The following is a 19,287-nucleotide window of genomic DNA, read 5'->3' as shown; positions in this document are numbered from 1 at the left end:
TATACCCGAATAATGTAGCGTAAATGTGCTCAAAAAGGCAGCCCCGACGTCCACTTCACGAATCATGCTCAGATGGTCTGCAACCATCTTGCGCTTATTCGCTCCAGTGATTCGGATCTAAACGCCTTTTTTCCCACTTTCATCGCATTTTGTTTGAGTAGGGAAGCCTTCCTCATTCAAATCATTTTTTCCATTTGAGCGCTTCATTTCCTAAAACTCAAATACCACAGCTTCCGTTACTTCAAACGGTCCTGGTGTCTTCACAGTTCTTTCGTTTTCGAAGAAATCCGTATCAAAGTGATAAGGAGTCCCGTCTGGCTGTTCGAAGTTCATGTCAGCGTGATAAGTTTTGCCTAATACATTTGTCGAGACAGGGACTGTATCGGATCCGTTAACCGACGCAGCATCTGTGACAGCAACCGTCACAGCACCTGTAGATGGATTTGTTGTGATTTCAAATCCACTCTTTTCAAAGACAGTTGCTTGTGGTTCGTGGCTACTACTTGGGAGCGCATCGTTCAGATAGAGATTGCCATCTACTGCTACAGGCAGTACAGCATTTCCAACAAAGAAATCTTTAGCAGCATCTCCGAGGGCTATCAGTTCCTCTTTCGTATATTCCCACAGTTGTTTATCGTTTGCGTTAGGATGTTTGTTATAACCACCTAAGCCGACTGGGTACAGATAACAAATGGAATCATCTGGAACGCCGTCCATGACAGTCTTGCCATTATCTTCTGGGAGTTCGCGCGGTTTAAGCGGCAGGTGTTCAAAGAACGTAATTGGAACAGGTTCTTTATTAGAGTCGTTATCACCCAAGAAAATATTGTTATAATAGCGGTCATCCCCGCTCGAAATATTAGAATAGCCTGCCATCGCTGTTTCATGAGGGAAGTGGTAAGGCGTAATTCGACTAAGTTCGGACTGTACAACGAATCGACCAGCAAACAAGTTATGAACAAAAGCGCCACCTTGTGCCATATTTCTAAAATTCATCGGTGATAAAAAGAGATTATGGTCTACCAGATAAGGTCCGTGACAAACTTCCATGAATAAATCTTCAGACAAATGATCAAACAACACATTGCGGTTGATGCGAGTTCCTTGTGCTTGCCAATCCAACCAAATACCACGATAACAGCTATGGATTTTATTATCACTAATTTGTGTATCTAGGGCAGCGTGCAGCTTAATCCCAGCAACTTCCGCGCCGTGTCTCAAGCGTTTGTGATGGACATTGTAAATATGGTTTTGGTAAATCTCACTGAAGGCACATCCCATATGGCCAACAATGGCGGCTTGTTCGCAATCATGAATGACATTGCCACGAACAATATGACTGCCGACAGTGTCCTTGTGCCAACCAGCATGCAACGCCCGTAAAATAACCTCTTGCTCACGTTGCGTACCACCTTTTTTGTGCTTACCTGCATATTTCACATGCCCCGTGCCGATTTTAGTTCCCAGACTGATGCCGACACTTTTAGATTCAGAGATAATGTTATTTTCAATAATCCAGCCTTTGCTCCAATGTGGCCCAATCAAGCCTTCTTGGTAATCTGTCGGAGGTGCCCATTGGGGGGAAGCTTGGCGTAAAGTGAATCCGCTTACGGTAATGTAGTCAAGACCTGACTTTTCCGGCCAGAAACAATGTGGACGGACGTTAATTTCAACATTTTCCTTGCGAGGGTCTTTACCAGCAAAATTTGCCCAAATCTTTGTTGTAGAAGGCCCTGCTTCACAATACCATTTCAACAGTGAGTCTTCTGAATATTTCGCTTCTGGCCACACTTCGGGATTTTCAACTTCTGCCATACTTCCGCATTCATAAAGTGATTTATGATCTAAATAAACATCACCTAAATGAGCTTTCAAGGCGCCATCAAACAACCAGTCACCACTCAACTCCACTTCATAAGGATTACGAACCGTAAAGAGGGCGTTTGGTACTTCTGTACGCCAAACATTTTCTCCCTCAGCTTCCCAGTCGGTGATACGGTCTGCACCAGTAATAATCACTTCACCGTCATCAGCAGACTTATAAGTAATGCGTTGGTCGATAGTTCCACCGTTAGCTGGCTTTACCCATTCACGGTAAATTCCGGCGTGGACAACGACTGTATCCCCGGACATTGCCACTTCGGCAGCGCGTGAAATCGTTAGAAACGGTTGTTCCACCGTTCCACTTGCTTGATCGTTTCCTTGCATTGACACATGATAGTTCACACAATCACTCCTTATATCAATCTAAACAATTATAAAAGCCCTCACATTTAGGACAATATCTATATTATATAGAAGATAAGTGCTTAAATCACTCCTTTGAACAGCTAAATTTAAACGAAATCTTGTAAGAAAAACTGAATCAAAAAGCCCAGGCAATTAATTTTTGGTAATAGAGTAACGATTGACTTTAATAATGTTAAAAAGTACGCTTAACTTTATTAAAGGAGGCTATGATATGGCAATAAAGGTTGTAGCCGAATGGATGATAAACCTTGAAGATGAAGATATATCATTTATTAAGAAGTTTCTCTTGGCTTCTGGTTCATTAAAAGAAGTTGCAAATCAATATGAAGTTACTTATCCAACTGTAAGACTTAGGCTTGATAAATTAATACAAAAAATCCAAGTAAGCGAAGATACAGCAAACGAGCCCTATGTTGCTTTGATTAAACGCTTAGCTTTAGATGACAAGTTGGACTTTGAAACTGCTAAATTACTGATTTCAGAATATAAAAAAACTAAAGGGGTTAAGTAATATGGGGATAACCGTAGTAATGTTGTTCATTGTGATGGCCTTGTTAATTGGAGCGATTTTTCTTCAAATATTCCTATCTAAAAAGAAGAGTAAGTGGTTTGGACTTATACTGCCAACAATATCATTTATATATTCTTTATTGATGATTTCAAGCATTGTAGTTTTTGATACAATGAGGGGTGGGAAATATTTATGTTAATTGCCTCTACTTCTCTAATTAGTAATATTCCAACTATCTTTTTATTTGGGATTTATTTTGCTTGTCGTGAGAAAATGAAATTTCTTTCTCAGCTTAATAAAATGAATATTCAAGATTTGGAATAATATCTTATTTTGAGAATAAAAACTTGATTATGAGAAAGAATAGGAAAAAATGTACTTACATTTGGTTAAAATTCGTAAAAACGTCAATTCTATCAGCTTGTACCCTATTGAGTGTGTGGTGTAGCTACAAAAAGAAGCTATATAGAAATTCTCAATTTCAAAGATTTTCACGAATATTTCGTGTTTAACGGAACTATTAAATTCTTTAAAAAGGTGGTGTTTAGTTTGACTTTACAACAATTAAAGTATGCATTAGAAATAGCAAGTAAAGGCTCTATGAATGAAGCGGCAAAAAGTTTATTCATCTCTCAGCCGAGTTTGTCGAATGCAATTAAGGAATTAGAGCAGGAAATTAAAATCACTATATTCGTTAGAACGAATAGGGGCGTTACTGTTTCTAATGAAGGATCAGAATTTTTGGGTTATGCTAGACAAGTATTGCAGCAGTTTAACATGCTTGAAGAAAAATATATAAGTGAAAAAACAGCTAAGCAACATTTTTCGGTATCAAGTCAACATTATACTTTTGCAGCCAATGCTTTTGTAGAACTTGTAAAAGAATTTGGAGCTTCCGAATATGAATTTACATTTCGTGAATCGAAAACGTATGAAATAATTGAAGATGTAAAGAATTTACGAAGTGAATTAGGGATTATTTATTTAAGTAATTATAATGAAGCGGTAATATCAAAATTGTTAAGCGAAGGAAACATAAGCTTTTCAGAATTATTTACTGCAAAACCTCATGTGTTTATTAGTAAAAGCCATCCCTTATCCGATAAGGAATCGATTAATATGGATGAATTAGATGATTATCCATGCCTTTCATTTGAGCAAGGAGAATACAATTCTTTTTACTTTTCAGAAGAAATTTTAAGTACTCGAAGTGTAAAGAAAAGTATCAAAGTAAGTGACAGAGCAGCGATTGTTAATTTTATGATTGGTCTTGATGGCTATACGATTTCCTCGGGTGTTTTCCCCCGGTACCTTCATGGAGATGAAATTATTGCGGTCCCTCTTAATTTCGATGAGGTGATACGTGTTGGGACAATCAAACACAGAGATCTTACATTAACGAGACTTGGTGAAATCTATTTGGAAGCATTAAAAAAGTTTGCGCAAGGACTATAAATAATCAGCCTGGTATATCTATTGACTATACCAGGCTATAGTGTTTTAGTATTATGCTATATCAAGAAAGCTCCCTATAATTAAGAATAATGATTACAATCAATAGGAAAGTAGAGTGAATTTTGATATGGGTATTCAAGTATTATTCTCATTTGCTATATACGCACTAATAAACGCCTTTACACCAGGACCTGGCAATATTCTAGCATTAAATACGATGACTAATTATGGATGGAAGAAAGGCAAACCTTTATTCATGGGGATTTTCATCGGATATTTTTTTGTGCAAACATTATGTGCTGTATTTGTTTTTGGATTAAAGAACTTAATAAATCCAGTAATGTCTATCCTTAAATATGCAGGAGTCATTTATATTCTATGGCTTGCATATCAAATTGCGATTAGCAAGCCTCACAATAAAACAGCGGGAAAACCACCTTCTTTTTGGAATGGCTTTATTTTGCAAATTGTTAATGTAAAGATATTTTTGTTTGGTATAACTTCTTTAACAGGATACGTAATTTCATATTATAGCTCATTTGGTATGCTTTTATTTTTTGAAATGATTATTGCCATCATAGGTACCATTGCTACATTGAGCTGGATACTATTTGGAGGATTATTTCAAGAGACATATTTCAAACATTTTAGAATAATAAATATGATATTGGCGTTATTACTTTTACAGTGTGCAGTCGCACTTTTATAGCAGATGGGACTTTGAGAATTTATATTCATATTCAAAATTGTGAAGAACAGAACTTCATTTTTTGAATATGAAACAAATCTTCAGCACAATAAAAAATGTTTGTTAGTTCAATCGTTTTCCTGTATAATTCATTGATTAATGTAAAACCAGATATTGTAATGGTATGCAAAGAGTATGGGAAGAACAGTGGGTTTAGTAATAAGCTATATGGGCAGTTTGAGGAGTGAATCATCATTTCTAAAAAAAATTGCAGATATTAGAAAAAATTCCATTCGTTTAGTCATCGATCCTCTTGTTTCATTTAAGTATTTAGTATTACGAACAAGGCGGTGTAAATAATGAATTCAAAAGAGAAAATGTTAGAACTAATTAAAAAGAAACAGGGTGGCGGAAAATCTAAACAAACCGACGATCCAAAAAATGATATAAAAAACATGCGAAAAGGTCCAAAGATTTATAATAAGTAAGCTGGTTTATAAAGGTTTGTTTATATACGCCATCTAAGGCATCTGCTTCTTGCAGGTGTTTTTTTATAGGCTAGGAGATTATAAGTTCAGCCATCAATGTCTAGCTCCCAAGTCCTGACCTAGTGAAAAAAAGATAAATTTGCCCCATTGCGCGCTTCGCTGCTCGCTAACGCATATCATTCGACTAACCCGCTGAAGCGTGAAGTCTCCTGACAATTCAGGGTCAAATTTCCTATTTTTTCATAGGCCAAGGCGGACTTGTACGCTTTTCTTATGAATATCTGCACGGTGCATATTTATGAACTTACGAATACGGTATGAACGGTGATTTTTAGCTGATAAGTAACGGATCTCGAGGAAAGTGCAAGCTTCAAACAGTAAAATACATCTGAAGCTTGCACATTTTATTAGATAGAAGGAGTTGTTTATGGAAAGCATTTCTATTCAGCATGGCTATAAGGAAATCCTCTTCGACTAAACTAGTGGATTATAAGTTCTGCTTTCTACATCCATCTGTTAGTCCTACCTTGCTGAAAAAGAGAATTTTGTCACAGTAGAAACTTCGCTATGATAGTCTTTTGAAAAAAAATGGAATAGAGGATATTCAATAGATACATAATCGATGTCGAACTTGTAAAAGAACTGATTTTTGAATAGAGTTTTTCTTTTGTTGTGATAAGAAGATAGGTATCAGTGGAACAATCTGATTCACTGATACTCTAAAGAAAACTAATTGCACTTGCATATTGAACGTTCGAAAGAAATTCCTTTTGTAAGTGGCATTACTGCCAATTACATTATTTCTAAACTTGAGCGAATTCATCGCTTGTCATTTAAGAGGTGAGCGCTCTCTTATGTATGCTTTGTTTATTCTCCCATAAACACCCAGTTATTTATCACAAAAAACTTGTGTGATACAATACAAATGCTAGATTTTCTGACTTTATATGTAAAAATCGGAGTGAGGGAATAGCAATTTTTACAATGGGGGCATACCTTTGAAAATCAAATGGAAGAAAAAAGCATTTTTTATATATGGCACTATATTACTCTGCATAGTGACATCTATGTGGTTTGTACAAAATAACTTCTATCTATATGAACAATCGATAGCAGAAGTCGTAGAAGCAACACTGACCGTTGAACAAGAAACGGTTGACTCACTTGAAAATAAAGATCATTTGTTTCAACAGCAATTGATCGGTGAAATAAAAAACGGCGTTCAAAAAGGACAATTAATCTTATTGGAAAATCAATACGCATCATCTGGAACAGTAGATCAGGAATATCAAGTAGGTGATATGATTTTCGTGACGATTGAAAGTGAGGGGGATCAATATTATGAAGGTCGTATTGATGGACCTAAACGAGATGTATATGTTTTAGGAGCAGCATGGTTATTTATATTGACTGTATTGATTGTGGGGAGGAAAAGTGGTTTGTTTTCTCTTGTTAGTTTACTGGTCAACGTCCTAGTCTTAATGGTCGCCATGCATTATTACACTAGTTTACAAAACGTCGGACTCTTACTGACTTGCAGCGGTTTAGTCATCTTCTTTACAATCGTTTCTTTGATTTTAGTCAGCGGAAATAATGAGAAAACTTACGCAGCTATTATTGCGACTCTGGCGGGTACTTTTTCCGCCTTGTTGATCGCTTATATTGTGATAGTTTTGACTGGTGGGAAAGGGCTCAGATATGAGGAGATGGAGTTTATAACGCGAAATCCTCAAAGAGTATTTCTAGCCAGTATTCTGGTAGGGTCATTAGGAGCCGTAATGGATATCGCCATTACGATTACTTCTTCGCTGTATGAATTAAATGACAAAAATAACAGTATTCCACTAAAGAATCTAAAGATATCTGGCAGAGAAATAGGCAAAGATATCATGGGAACGATGGCAAACGTCTTGTTTTTTGCTTATGTCAGTGGCAGTATACCCATGATTCTTCTTTACTTGAAAAATGGCGTAGCAGTAAATTATATCTTATCAATGAATTTGTCCTTAGAATTGACTAGAGCGCTGGTTGGAAGCATTGGAATTGTATTAACGATTCCAATCAGTATTTACACGGCGACTTATTTTATTCAGAAGAGGAGGACAGTGAAATGAATGTATTAGTTGGGCTGGCAATTATTTTATTTGTGCTCATGAAAGTCATTGGAGGAGAAAAAGGAATACGATCTTTTATGGCTTTATTTTTTAATTTTGGTGTCATACTGCTAGCGATTTTTTTGATGGCAAATCAAGGAAATAATCCGATTGTTATTACGCTGCTCGCTTGTATGGCAATCAGTTACGTGAATTTATTTTATATCAATAAGTTCAATTTCAAATCAATTACAGCCATTATTTCTACCATCATCACCTTAGTTTTTTTGATTCTGCTTATTTTTGTAATTGTGGAGAGATCTAAAATACAAGGGTTTGGAATAGAAGAAGTAGAAGAGTTACAGTTTTTCTCGTTCAATGTCGGCATCGACTTTAGCAAAATAGCGATTTCTACGATTATTATGGGAACGATTGGTGCCATCACAGATACGGCTATTTCCATTTCATCTGCAATGAATGAAATTTATCAACATAATCCCTCTTTGGATAGTCATAAGCTTTTCAAATCGGGAATGAATGTTGGGAAAGATATTCTAGGCACTACTACCAATACTTTATTTTTTGCTTTTATTGGCGGATATCTGGCTTTGATCATTTGGTTTAAAGATTTAGCCTACTCTTTTGGCGAAGTAGTAAATTCTAAAGTATTCAGTTCAGAAGTGATTTCTATTTTTTGTACAGGAGCAGGGGCTATCCTGATTATTCCTATTACTGCTTGGCTCACTGCCTATAGTTTAGTTACATACAAAAAGCAGAAAAAATGAAATTGTGTAAGAAGTAGGCTATGATTACCTTATATTTTATTTGAAGGGATTATTGACATGGGAAAAGAAGTATCAGGACAAATTATTTTGTTGTTAATTACTATCTTCGGAATATATGTGTTGTTTGGGCTATATACGAGTCTGCTTTCAAAAATGACTCTGCGCTCTTTAGAAAAAAGAATTGCTAAAGGGAAAATTGACGATAAACAATTAATACGATTATACGAAACGACGGAAAGAAATAAAGGGAATCATTTTGTTAGTTTTTTTGTTTATGGCATTTTCTATAAATCACATATCCGTATGCAGGAAGAAATTAATCAACTATACAGAAATGAAATGGAAAAGCGAAACTTATTGTAAAGAAGTATATTTATGCCTAACCTAAGAAAGACGAACAGAAATATCTGCTCGTCTTCTTTTTTATAGACTAGGGAATTATAAGTTCAGCCATCAATGTCTAGCTCCCAAGTCCTGACCTAATGAAAAAAAGATAAATTTGCCCCATTGCGCGCTTCGCTGCTCGCTAACGCATATCATTCGACTAACCCGCTGAAGCGTGAAGTCTCCTGACAATTCAGGGTCAAATTTCCTATTTTTTCATAGGCCAAGGCGGACTTGTCCGCTTTTCTTATAATTTGGCAAGTTTTTCTTTAGCAGGATTTTTTGGTTTTTGACGTTTTTCTTGCATTTCCATGGTATCGTTGTAACCCCACATATAAGTCAGTACGAACGATAGAGCGAGAGTTACGACTGTGACGAGAACGGCATACCAAAAGTTGGAAGTGATGCCATTGACCGGATCAATAAATGAAGGAAGACCAATGATTGATCCAATGATACTCCACATATTGATTCGGAATATCCCTGTCATAAATCCACCGACTGCACTGGCAATACTTGCACAGATAAATGGTTTACGAAAGCGTAAATTGATCCCGTAAATAGCGGGTTCGGTAATGCCACAAAATGCTGAGATTGCACCAGCATAGCCCAGTTCTTTTATTTTTGCTTTCTTTGATTTTACTGCTACAGCTAGAGCTGCGCCACCTTGCGCGACAATGGGGACACTTACCATGGCAGAGAGATAGCTATAACCTAGTGTGGCAAAATCATTAACGTAAATCGGGATGATTCCCCAATGCAATCCGAAAATTACTAGAATTTGATAAAAGCCATCAATAATAGCACCAAAGATAGGAGCATTCAAGCTCAGTAAGGATTGGAGTCCCACGGCTAAAGCTTGTGAAAGCCAGGTAATGACAGGACCGGTGAACAAGAACGTTGTTGTGGATACGACACCGATGACTACAATCGGGATGAAAATTGCTTGAATATAAAGAGGCACCCACTTTTTTAACCAAAGTTCTATTTTTTTCACTAGCCAGGCAGCAAGAATCATAGGAAAAATAGAATACGTATAAGCTACAAAGGGAAAATTAAAATTCCCCAGATTTAAAATATCCAAGCCATTATTGGCAGCGTCAAGAACAGTAGGATGGATAATAACTCCTCCGACAACTGCAGTCAACAAAGGATTACCATCTATTCGCTTTGCTGCATTAAAACCAATTAAAATTGGTAAAAAATAAAAAACTGCATCAGCCATCGCATTAATCATCAAATAAATACTGCCTGAATCAGAAATAAGATTTGTAGTAGTTAGGATAGCGAGAATACTTTTTATAATTCCGGAAGCTGCTAAAATACTGATGATGGGCATCATCGAACCCGTAATAATTCCCAGTAATTGATTCAAGGCATGCTTCACTTTCTCTAGTGCTGTACGATTTTCAGAAGAACTTGAACTTGTTTGTTCATCAAAGGAGCCATTGTCAGTAACAGACAGCTGTGCCATGGTTTCTTTGTAGATATCATCGACTGCAGGACCGACGACGACTTGGAATTGCCCGCCGGCTTCTACTATACCCATAACACCATCAAGATTTTCAATTTCATCTTTTTTCGGTAAGCGATCGTCTTTTAAATAAAAACGAAGTCGAGTCACGCAATGAATGACGCTCTCGATATTTTTTTCTCCTCCTACCAATTCAATCACTTTTGTAGCTAAGGCCTGATAATCTTTTTTGTTGTTTTTCATGGTCGCCATCTCCTTGTGTTCTATAATTTTGGATTCGATCTCTTATCATCAGTTTTGATATTCATTATAAAGGAATAGGTGAGAGAAAACATTTTTGAAGCATTTAGAAGCTTTTTAAAGTAAAAAGTTAAAGTTGGGTTACTCAAATGAAAAACAATAATAAGACCACTTTTTTTGAAAGTAATTACTAGAATTTCTCTTCTGATGGGTATTTTATATTATAATAGTAGGAAGGAGGATTGAAAAGGAGGCAATTGTTATGAAAGTTAAGTTAGAAGAAATTATTCAAGAGATAGAGTCTCAAGGAGATACATTTCGTTCCTTTCTAAACAAGGAAACAGGAGAGCTGGAATCCATTTCAGATGAAGAATTTGAAGCGGCCGAAAATGATTCACCACTAGAAAACTATCCTAGTTGGCAGCAAGGGACAATAAAAAAAGCTGCTGAAATTTTATACGATGGGCACTGGATTGATTTACCGAGTCAATTTGACATCCATGAGTATGAGATAATGGAGAGATTCTGTCTTTCCACCGAGAATGAAAGGGTTGGTGAAATGATGTACGATGATTTGCAGGGAAAAGGAGCCTTTCGTAGATTCAAGGAGAATGTCAGAAAACACAATTTGCTAGAGGCATGGTATGAGTTTTATGAAAATGCTTTGAAAGAAATCGCCATAGAATGGTGCAAATCGCACGGCATTGTCTGTGAAGATTATCAGGGTGAATCATCTGAATAAACATAACAACTAGGAATGAGACCTTTGGAAATAGGTGATAAGTAAAGAAGTATGAACTAATAAGCACAGAAAACTATTTTATTAAAAGGAAGGTATGAAATGAATCAATATTATATTTGTTATCCAAATGGTAAATTTAAAGCCCTTACATTTAGTTATGATGATGGAAAGAAAGCTGATCGAAGGTTGATTAGCATTTTTAATAAATATGGTTTGAAGGGCACTTTTCATCTGAATGGAGGATTATTTCCAGAAGAAAGTGGTGATCAGGAGCGGATTCCAAAATCAGAAGTAAAAGAATTGTATGCTGGACATGAAGTTGCCGGTCACACTTATACCCATCCAACGATTGCTCGGTGTCCCATTGAAAAAGTTGCGGACGAAATAATATTGGATCGCAGGGCACTAGAAGAATTAGTATACTATCCCGTACAAGGTTTTTCTTATCCAAACGGTTCTTATAATGAAAATATCAAAAGCTTACTTCCACTATTAGGCATAGAATATGCTAGAGTGGTTGGCAATTCAAATAACTTTGAGTTGCCGATGGATTGGTTTGAATGGAAAGCTAGCTGTCATCATAATGCAAAGTTAATGGAGTTGGGCAGACAATTTGTAGAGCTGCATAAAAGTCAATATTTATATTTGATGTATGTTTGGGGACATAGCTACGAATTTGATGGTGATAACAATTGGGATTTGATCGAAGAGTTCGCGGAATTAGTTTCAAAACATGAAAAAGATATTTGGTTTGTTACAAATATTGAATTTAAGCGATATATGGAAGATGCAAAGAGGATTGTATTTTCTTCAAATGGAAAGCAAGTATTCAATCCGAATTATCAATCGATATGGATAAGAATCAATCAAAAATTAATAGAGTTGACTCCAGGGATGAACCAGTTAGAAGGCAATTCTTGATTTTTAAGTTCACGACTCAAATCGTTTCCTGTTGAAAGATATTCAATTGCTAAAATATCAGCGAACATCGTTATTTTTTAAAAAAAATGGGGTTCCAAGGTTAAATAAGCATTGAACATCGTTATTTTAAAAAAATAATGGGGTTCAAAGGCCAAATAAGCAGCGAACGTCGTTATTTAAAAAAATGATCAAAAAAGAGGATGACTCCAAAAAGATCATCCTCCCTTTTTATTATGGTTTGATGTAGGCGTAACCCACACTTTGAAGCTCAATGAGATCAAGTACACCTGCTGGAACGATGACGACATTTTCTGGAAGCTGTTCCTTCGTTATATTGTTAGCATGGAGAGCATTATTGCAAGCATGAAAGTGAACTCCAGACATTTTTATAAAGGAGAGATGTTTCTCTTCTAGAAATCCATTGATTGCGATTCCGTTGACTAAAATGACAGTGTCTATTTCTGGAGCGATTTTCACCAGGTTTTTGACATTTTTTGTGGTTTCTTCCCATTTTTCTAATTCATCGATATGAAAGACAACTTTCATAATAACACCTTCTTTTTAATTCTATCCTACCTTTTTCGAAAGGCTGCTTCAACAAATCCAAGAATGTAAGTTTCTAAATTTTTTGAACCTTCTTTTCTTTTTTTCAATATGTATATATGAGAATCGAACAATAATCCTACTAACAAAAATTAGGTATGGTGAGACTCCTGTGGAAAGATCCTTTTTTATTTCTGCCATGAGTTCATTAAAGGGGTTGCTTCTGTAATCAGCGGAGGAGAGATTCAGAATAAGGTTTAGAATTTTTTTGTTTTACTATAGTAGAAGCGATAAATAACAAAAAGTAAAAAAGATGGAACGATAAGGTATTTTTACCGTATCATTCCATCAAAGAAACCTTTCTGAATTTTAAAACGTCTTAAATTAAATTGTTTCTAAATGCTGTTTCTTTTTGTGAGTAAAGAAGAGAATCATGCAGATATTACTTATTAGTAATAATGCTACAAATAAAAAAACATCTGCACTTATTGTACCTCCAATGGAAATAGATTGTCTCAAGGCATCAATTGCATAGGTCATTGGTAAGAACCGGTAAATACTTTGGAAGAAGTTATTTGATAAAACAATTGGATAAGTTCCTCCTGAACCTGCTAATTGTAGGATCATGAAAAGTAGCATGACGAATGAACCGACTTTTTCTAATAAAAGATTGAACAGCGTTACGATTGACATAAACGTCAATGATTCTAAAATCAAGAAACCGAAAACTCTCAAGGGATGGAGGGTAGTCATTCCTAAAATATTTGTTAAAACAAGGAATACAAGAGCAGCTTGCAAGATAGCAACAATCCCTAAAACAGACATCTTGCTTGCCCACCATCCGATAGCTGAACTTGGCTTTTTCTTTGGATCGAAAGCATCATACATCATATTGACAGTTAATGAACCGATGAATAATGCTACAGACATCATATAAGGCGCCATCGAGGTACCATTATTTGCAACTCTGGCTTTATCCTCATGCATTGTTTCAATAGGTTCTGAAACAGCCTTAGCCGATTTTTTATCGGTATTGATTTGCTGAATTTGTTCAGAACTTGCAGAGAAACGTTCATTCAATTGTGATAGTCCCGTTTTCACTTCTCTTAACGAATGTGTCACTTGCTTTTCGCCATCTGCCAATTGTGTGCTGCCGTGAGCGATTTGCGATGCTCCCAAAGTGAGCTGACTTGTGCCCGAAACAAGTTGATCGCTGTTTTCAGTTAACTCCTCGGTGCCTGCTGATAATGATTTTGATCCGGTCAAAAGGGCGTTTACTCCTTCATTTAATGCTGGAATACCATCATTTACGGTTAATAGCCCTTCAGATAAGGAAGTTGCACCCTCTGTTAAAGTTGGAGAGTTCTGCATTAGTTGGCTCGTCCCGTCTTCCAAAGATTGGCTACCTGCCTGCAATTGTTGTAAGGAAGCAACCAAAGCAGGGATACGATTGTTTAACTGACTGGTTCCGTCAGCGATTGCTTGAGCAGCAGGTGCCGCTTGCATTTGGATATTGTATAAACCATTGATTGCAGCAGTCAAAGCTGTTGTTGCTGCGGAACTACTAGTAGACAATTGGTCAGCTCCGGATTTTAGTTCACTGACTTTGTCCATGGGGATATTTTCTAGAGCAGACAAAGCATTAGCAAGATTTTGCAGATCAACTTGTGAGCTGCTTAAGGCTGACATAATTCCTGAAGTATCGATTGATAAACGATCCGCAGCTGCTTCTGTATTGCTCATCTGATTTTGCATGGTTGACAGAACCAAAGATTTTTGTTCATCTGTTAAAGATAAGCCGCTTTCTGTCAAAGCTTGTATAACTGCGATTGCATTCGTAGCCAAATCTTCTTGGTAACTAACTTTGAGCGTATCTTTAGCCGCATCCAAATTAGCATTTAATTGAAAAATACTTTCCTGCATGAGTGCTAAATCATTGCTGATAGCTGGGAAGAAGGCGGTGATTTGGTCACTGTTATTTAAGCTGCTTAAATCCAAGTCGGTAAGAATTTGAGAGACTTGTTGAACATAGGACTGAACACCCACAACATAATTCGTTAATTGTTCTTTATCTTCTGCACTCATAGTCACTGCTTGTAAACTTTCAGCTAATTTTTGAGCACCATCATTTAGCTCTTTGGTTTGGTCTGGAAAAGATTTCGTTTGTTCCACCACTTGACTAAGACCATCGTTTAATTGTGATGTACCACTATTGATTGTATCAACGCCATTTGTATACTGTTGAATCCCTGAAGTTAATGAACGAGCACCGGAACTCAAATCTCCCATTCCCAAACTTAATGTTGGAAGTTGACTGGACAGTGAACGAATCCCACTCGTTAATTGATTAGCGCCATCATTTACTTGATCAACACCCGTTACGTATTCTTGCAAGCCAGCTTGAAGTGTTTGGCTGCCTTCCGAAAACTCCAATGAACGAGCGGCTAATGTTTCTAGATTTTCTTGAATCATTTGAGAGGCATCTGTTAATTTGGCAGTACCATCTTCTAATTTTTGGCTTCCCTCTGCTGCTTCTGTCATACCTAGCCCGATTTTATCGAATTGCTTCAAAAGTGTTTCACTGTACATTTCAGTAACTTCTGCAGAAACTTGGTTCTTTAATTCAGTCACAGCAGAATCTGCCATCTTAGAAGCGATTAGATTGTGACCTTCTGAAGTTTGATAATCGATCACCATTTTTTGCGGATTATCTGTTAATAATGTCGTAGCATTCTCAGAGAAGTTTTCTGGAATGGTAATAATTAAATAGTAATCACCATTTGATAGTCCTGTTTCTGCTTCTTCAGCAGAAACAAAATGGTAATCCAAACTCTCATTTTCTTTCAAGTTGGTTATCAATTCATTTCCAATCTCCAATGTTTGTTCTTGAAAGGCTACCGCTTGATCCTTATTTACAACAGCTACAGGCAAATTTTCAACACTTCCATAAGGATCCCATAATGCTCCTAAAAAAATCAAATTATAAAGTGCCGGAATCAACGCAACGGCACCTAGTACAACCAAAAGAAATTTATGTTTCCAAATAAACTCCCATTCCTTTTTGATCATAAAATATCTCCTCATTTCATCAATATAGCTATGTTTCTTCACAAGTGCAAAATTTTTCAATAGCACATTTTTAGACACTTGTAAAAGCAACTAATTCATGATAAATTGTATTCGAATAGAAGGCAAGAAACAAAATTTTATATCTGTTTGAATTTAGACAGAAATAAAAAAATGCAAAAGGGCCGTGAAAAAATGAAGTATGATTTATCTAAAAAGCCGACGCGTGGTGCACAACGAACGCTGGAAGCTTTTTCCAAAACGATGTTTGCACTTTTAGCAAAAAAAAGCTTTGAGACCATTAGTGTGAATGAAATTTGCGAAATCAGTAATTTTCCTCGCGCTACATTTTATAACTATTTTGATGATAAGTATGACTTGTTAACCTATTGTTGGTATCTATTGAGTCGCGAAGTCAAGATTGAAGAAACTTCTTCTAATTCTTCTCAAAAGATACTAACAGTCTTTTTCGATCGTGTTTACGATTTATTTATGGATCACAGCGAATTATTGAACGGTATTTTCAGGAATAATCCCATCAATAGTCCTTTAATTAATAATTTTAGTGCATACTTAAAACAAATCATGCAAGAAATTTTTTATGAATACCTTGATTTTGACAATAAAAATGTGCCTCTCCAATTGGTTGCAGACCATTTTAGTAATACCGTGATGTTGATTTTAGAGGCAATCTTTTTAAAACAACAACCAATAAGCCTAGAACAAGCCCATGAATACATGCATTACCTTGTGGGACACCTATTAGTGGATTCTCCAAGTGACGAAGGATGAGGAAATTTCATTTTTCAAATCAATAAATAATCTTCGATTATCTTCATCTGTTACCTCGAAAATATTATTCACGTTAACTGCATAAAGTATACATTTCTTTTACTTAAAAAGAGTTTCTTCTATAATAATAAAAACCATAAGAAGCGGAGAGCCCTAATATGAATCGATTTGGAAAAACAATGAAATTTCTTTGTTTTCTGTTGTTTCTAAGCGGATGTGAGCAAAATGTAATTCAGGATAGGGGAAAAAATGAAATTAGTTCTGGTTATCGAGTTATTTTAAGTCTACAAGGAAGCGACGCAGTAATGGCTGGTGAGGGTTACGAAACGGTTGTGGTTGACGCTCAGTATCTTTCAGCAGCAGAAATTGCCTCTATGCAAGAACGTGGCCAAAAGATATTCACTTACCTGAATATTGGATCATTAGAAACCTTTCGCTCCTATTACGAAGAGTATCAGCATTTGACCATGAAACCCTATCTTAACTGGGATGATGAGTACTGGCTGGATGTGACAAATAAAGAATGGCAGAAATTTATAACTTCTACACTGACCAATCAACTATTAGAAAAAGGTATCGATGGTTTTTGGATAGATAATGTAGATATCTATGGACAATCTCCCAATGAGGATATTTATGAGGGAGTGGAAGTCATGCTAAAAGAACTGATGAGCCATGGAAAACCAGTAATTATTAATGGAGGAAATGAATTTGTTCAGTTGTATCTTCAAAGAAATCAGCAAGTGGATGATATTTTAACTGGTGTAAATCAAGAAACAGTATTTTCATCCATTAACTTTGGTGAACAAACATTTGGAACTCAAACGAGTGAGAATCAAAACTATTATTTAGACTATCTGGATGCCATGGATAAGCTGGAGAAAGATGTTTTCCTGCTGGAATATACCACTGACAGTCAACTCTCAAAAGAAATACAAAGATATGCTAATAAACGAGCTTGGGAATACTATATTTCGGATTCGATTGAGCTGGATGGTAATTAATGAGAGCAGAGATTCATGTCGAGAAAGGGACTTATAAACTAGTTCTATCAAAATAGCATTTAATGAAAATATTTCCCACGTCAACATTAAAATCTGTTAAGATAGATAAAATAGTTTCTTACAGGAGGGTATGGAATGAGTTTTAAAGCATTAAGTAAACATATTAATATTGATACAGTCAAATCAATTTCTAAACTAAATGAAGAAGAAGCAGCAATAAAAGCTGCTCGAGATAATGAATTAAAAGCAATTATTGAAGGGAAAGATCAACGTTTTCTTTTGGTGATTGGTCCTTGTTCAGCAGATAATGAAGATGCAGTGTTAGAATATGCAAAAAGACTGTCAAAACTTCAAGAAGAGGTGAAGGACAAAGTATTTATTGTTCAACGGGTATATACAAACAAACCTCGTACAAATGGCGATGGATATAAAGGGTTATTACACCAGCAAGATCCATCTCCAACTGGAGAAATCAATTTAATACGTGGCATGGTTGCTGTTCGTAAAATGCATAAACGTGTCCTTACTGAAACAGGACTAACAACAGCTGATGAAATGCTCTATCCAGATAATTTACAGTTTGTTGACGACTTAGTGAGTTATCATGCAGTTGGTGCTCGCTCTGTTGAGAATCAGCAACACCGCTTTGTAGCGAGTGGGATTGATTTTCCAACTGGGCTGAAAAATCCAACAAGCGGAAATATCAATGTCATGTTCAACGCAGTATATGCTGCTCAGCAAAAACAAGAATTGATGTATAATGGCATCGAAGTTGGAACGAGTTCAAACCCGCTAGCACACGTAATTTTACGTGGCGGTTTGACAGAAGCTGGCGAGATCGTACCAAATTATCATTATGAAGATCTTTTAAAAGTGATTAACACTTACAAAAAAGGAAACTATAAGAATCCATTTATAATGGTAGATACGAACCATGATAATTCTGGAAAGCAGTACAATGAGCAAGTCCGTATTGTTCAAGAAATATTAACAAATCGCTCATGGAACGAAGAGATTCATCAATACGTACGCGGCTTCATGATCGAAAGTTACTTAGAAGATGGACGTCAAGAACCAGGCGGAGAAGTATTTGGGCAATCCATTACCGATCCTTGTCTTGGCTGGGAAAAAACAGAAGAATTGGTTCGCTATATTGCGGCACATTCTTAAAAGTAAATAAAATGAGCTGGCAAGCGGTCGAAAGATCGCTTGCTTTGTTTACGTGTTAAGCGCTGAAAAATATTCAATGAATGAGAGATAGTCAGAGGGAGAAAAAATTTTTCCCTACCATTAATCTATGCTATCCTTAATTTACATAACGAAAATTCCTTTATCTTTTTTCAAGGTAATGTTCAATGACCTAAATATAAAGTAAATACAAAAATCAGTGAAAGGCAGAAGCTTATGAAAAAATTGCTTGCTATATTTTTATTCGTTTTTTTCGCATTAGTATTATTAGCTGGAATAGCCTTTGATATTTATACAAATAGTCAAGGAATAAAGGATATCTTTTACGGAACAGCAATAACAAGTCATATGAGGTATAAATCAAATTTCGTTGGAATGTTTACAGCTATCTCATTTATCGTCCTTAATTTACTATTAGTTGCAGGCTATGGCTACTTTTTCTATGCAAAAGAGAAAAAAATTAAAATTTTTCCGGCTTTATATTCTATAGTTGTCTTTTTTTATACTCTATACATTTTTGTGAGAGGAATAACTTATATTATAGAAGTATTAAGTATGATCTAGCGGTGCCATAAGGAATCTATAAAGATTTGAATCAGACACATTCTTTTGGAAAGACTGGAGAGTCATTTTATATAAAGCCGCCTTTATATGTCAGCTAGG

Annotated in this window: 17 protein-coding genes; 13 read left to right on the top strand and 4 right to left on the bottom strand. The window is 36.0% G+C overall.

All coding sequences use genetic code 11. The features are described 5' to 3' along the window. Positions 1-210 precede the first annotated feature (210 nt). Positions 211-2,226 (bottom strand): right-handed parallel beta-helix repeat-containing protein, encoded by a 2,016-nt coding sequence (locus tag EJN90_RS03025; protein WP_126108813.1) that lies wholly within the window; start codon positions 2,224-2,226, stop codon positions 211-213. A 235-nt stretch (positions 2,227-2,461) separates the two neighbouring features. On the opposite strand from EJN90_RS03025, the gene EJN90_RS03020 reads away from it, so the two are divergent. From EJN90_RS03020 to EJN90_RS02985, 7 genes are all read left to right on the top strand, one after another. Continuing rightward, positions 2,462-2,761 carry a DUF2089 family protein gene (locus tag EJN90_RS03020; protein ID WP_126108812.1) on the top strand — a complete coding sequence of 100 codons (300 nt, stop codon included), beginning with the start codon at positions 2,462-2,464 and terminating at the stop codon, positions 2,759-2,761. Between the two features lie 549 nt (positions 2,762-3,310). Continuing rightward, a complete protein-coding gene (locus EJN90_RS03010) occupies positions 3,311-4,216 on the top strand; it encodes a LysR family transcriptional regulator (protein WP_126108811.1) in 906 nt (301 codons plus the stop codon). 115 nt (positions 4,217-4,331) lie between these two features. Continuing rightward, positions 4,332-4,925 (top strand): LysE family transporter, encoded by a 594-nt coding sequence (locus EJN90_RS03005; protein WP_227872563.1) that lies wholly within the window; start codon positions 4,332-4,334, stop codon positions 4,923-4,925. 338 nt (positions 4,926-5,263) lie between these two features. Continuing rightward, positions 5,264-5,392: a hypothetical protein gene (locus EJN90_RS14105; RefSeq protein ID WP_265415841.1), complete on the top strand. Its 129-nt coding sequence runs from the start codon at positions 5,264-5,266 to the stop codon at positions 5,390-5,392. Positions 5,393-6,390: 998 nt separating this feature from the next. After that, a complete protein-coding gene (locus EJN90_RS02995; RefSeq protein ID WP_227872562.1) occupies positions 6,391-7,506 on the top strand; it encodes a YibE/F family protein in 1,116 nt (371 codons plus the stop codon). Continuing rightward, a complete protein-coding gene (locus EJN90_RS02990; RefSeq protein WP_126108810.1) occupies positions 7,503-8,270 on the top strand; it encodes a YibE/F family protein in 768 nt (255 codons plus the stop codon). The genes EJN90_RS02995 and EJN90_RS02990 overlap by 4 nt, the downstream gene beginning before the upstream one ends. Before the next feature lie 57 nt (positions 8,271-8,327). Further along, positions 8,328-8,633: a hypothetical protein gene (locus tag EJN90_RS02985; protein ID WP_126108809.1), complete on the top strand. Its 306-nt coding sequence runs from the start codon at positions 8,328-8,330 to the stop codon at positions 8,631-8,633. Between the two features lie 268 nt (positions 8,634-8,901). Here EJN90_RS02985 and EJN90_RS02980 read toward each other — a convergent pair whose 3' ends face one another. Next, positions 8,902-10,371, bottom strand: coding sequence for a PTS transporter subunit EIIC (locus tag EJN90_RS02980; protein ID WP_126108808.1), 1,470 nt, complete (start codon positions 10,369-10,371; stop codon positions 8,902-8,904). Between the two features lie 259 nt (positions 10,372-10,630). On the opposite strand from EJN90_RS02980, the gene EJN90_RS02975 reads away from it, so the two are divergent. Beyond that, positions 10,631-11,110, top strand: a complete 480-nt coding sequence (locus EJN90_RS02975; RefSeq protein WP_126108807.1) for a UPF0158 family protein — start codon at positions 10,631-10,633, stop codon at positions 11,108-11,110. A gap of 99 nt (positions 11,111-11,209) precedes the next feature. Continuing rightward, positions 11,210-12,031, top strand: coding sequence for a polysaccharide deacetylase family protein (locus EJN90_RS02970; protein WP_126108806.1), 822 nt, complete (start codon positions 11,210-11,212; stop codon positions 12,029-12,031). Between the two features lie 231 nt (positions 12,032-12,262). On the opposite strand, the gene EJN90_RS02965 is transcribed toward EJN90_RS02970, so the two are convergent. Both EJN90_RS02965 and EJN90_RS02960 read right to left on the bottom strand, forming a co-directional pair. Further along, positions 12,263-12,577 (bottom strand): DsrE family protein, encoded by a 315-nt coding sequence (locus tag EJN90_RS02965; protein WP_126108805.1) that lies wholly within the window; start codon positions 12,575-12,577, stop codon positions 12,263-12,265. Between the two features lie 381 nt (positions 12,578-12,958). Then, on the bottom strand, positions 12,959-15,643 hold the full coding sequence (locus tag EJN90_RS02960) for a YhgE/Pip domain-containing protein (protein WP_164543988.1): 2,685 nt from the start codon (positions 15,641-15,643) through the stop codon (positions 12,959-12,961). A 171-nt stretch (positions 15,644-15,814) separates the two neighbouring features. Between EJN90_RS02960 and EJN90_RS02955 the strand changes: the two genes are divergently transcribed. From EJN90_RS02955 to EJN90_RS02940, 4 genes are all read left to right on the top strand, one after another. Then, positions 15,815-16,432, top strand: a complete 618-nt coding sequence (locus tag EJN90_RS02955) for a TetR/AcrR family transcriptional regulator (RefSeq protein WP_227004630.1) — start codon at positions 15,815-15,817, stop codon at positions 16,430-16,432. Positions 16,433-16,590: 158 nt separating this feature from the next. Beyond that, positions 16,591-17,436: an endo alpha-1,4 polygalactosaminidase gene (locus EJN90_RS02950; RefSeq protein ID WP_126108803.1), complete on the top strand. Its 846-nt coding sequence runs from the start codon at positions 16,591-16,593 to the stop codon at positions 17,434-17,436. 135 nt (positions 17,437-17,571) lie between these two features. After that, on the top strand, positions 17,572-18,606 hold the full coding sequence (locus EJN90_RS02945) for a 3-deoxy-7-phosphoheptulonate synthase (protein WP_126108802.1): 1,035 nt from the start codon (positions 17,572-17,574) through the stop codon (positions 18,604-18,606). A 234-nt stretch (positions 18,607-18,840) separates the two neighbouring features. Continuing rightward, positions 18,841-19,188: a hypothetical protein gene (locus EJN90_RS02940; RefSeq protein ID WP_126108801.1), complete on the top strand. Its 348-nt coding sequence runs from the start codon at positions 18,841-18,843 to the stop codon at positions 19,186-19,188. Positions 19,189-19,287: the final 99 nt, after the last annotated feature.

Origin of the sequence: Jeotgalibaca ciconiae (genome assembly GCF_003955755.1) — a bacterium.
GTDB classification, from domain to species: Bacteria; Bacillota; Bacilli; order Lactobacillales; family Aerococcaceae; genus Jeotgalibaca; species Jeotgalibaca ciconiae.
Note: the sequence above shows the minus strand (reverse complement) of the source record. Positions and strands in the feature narration are given on the sequence as shown.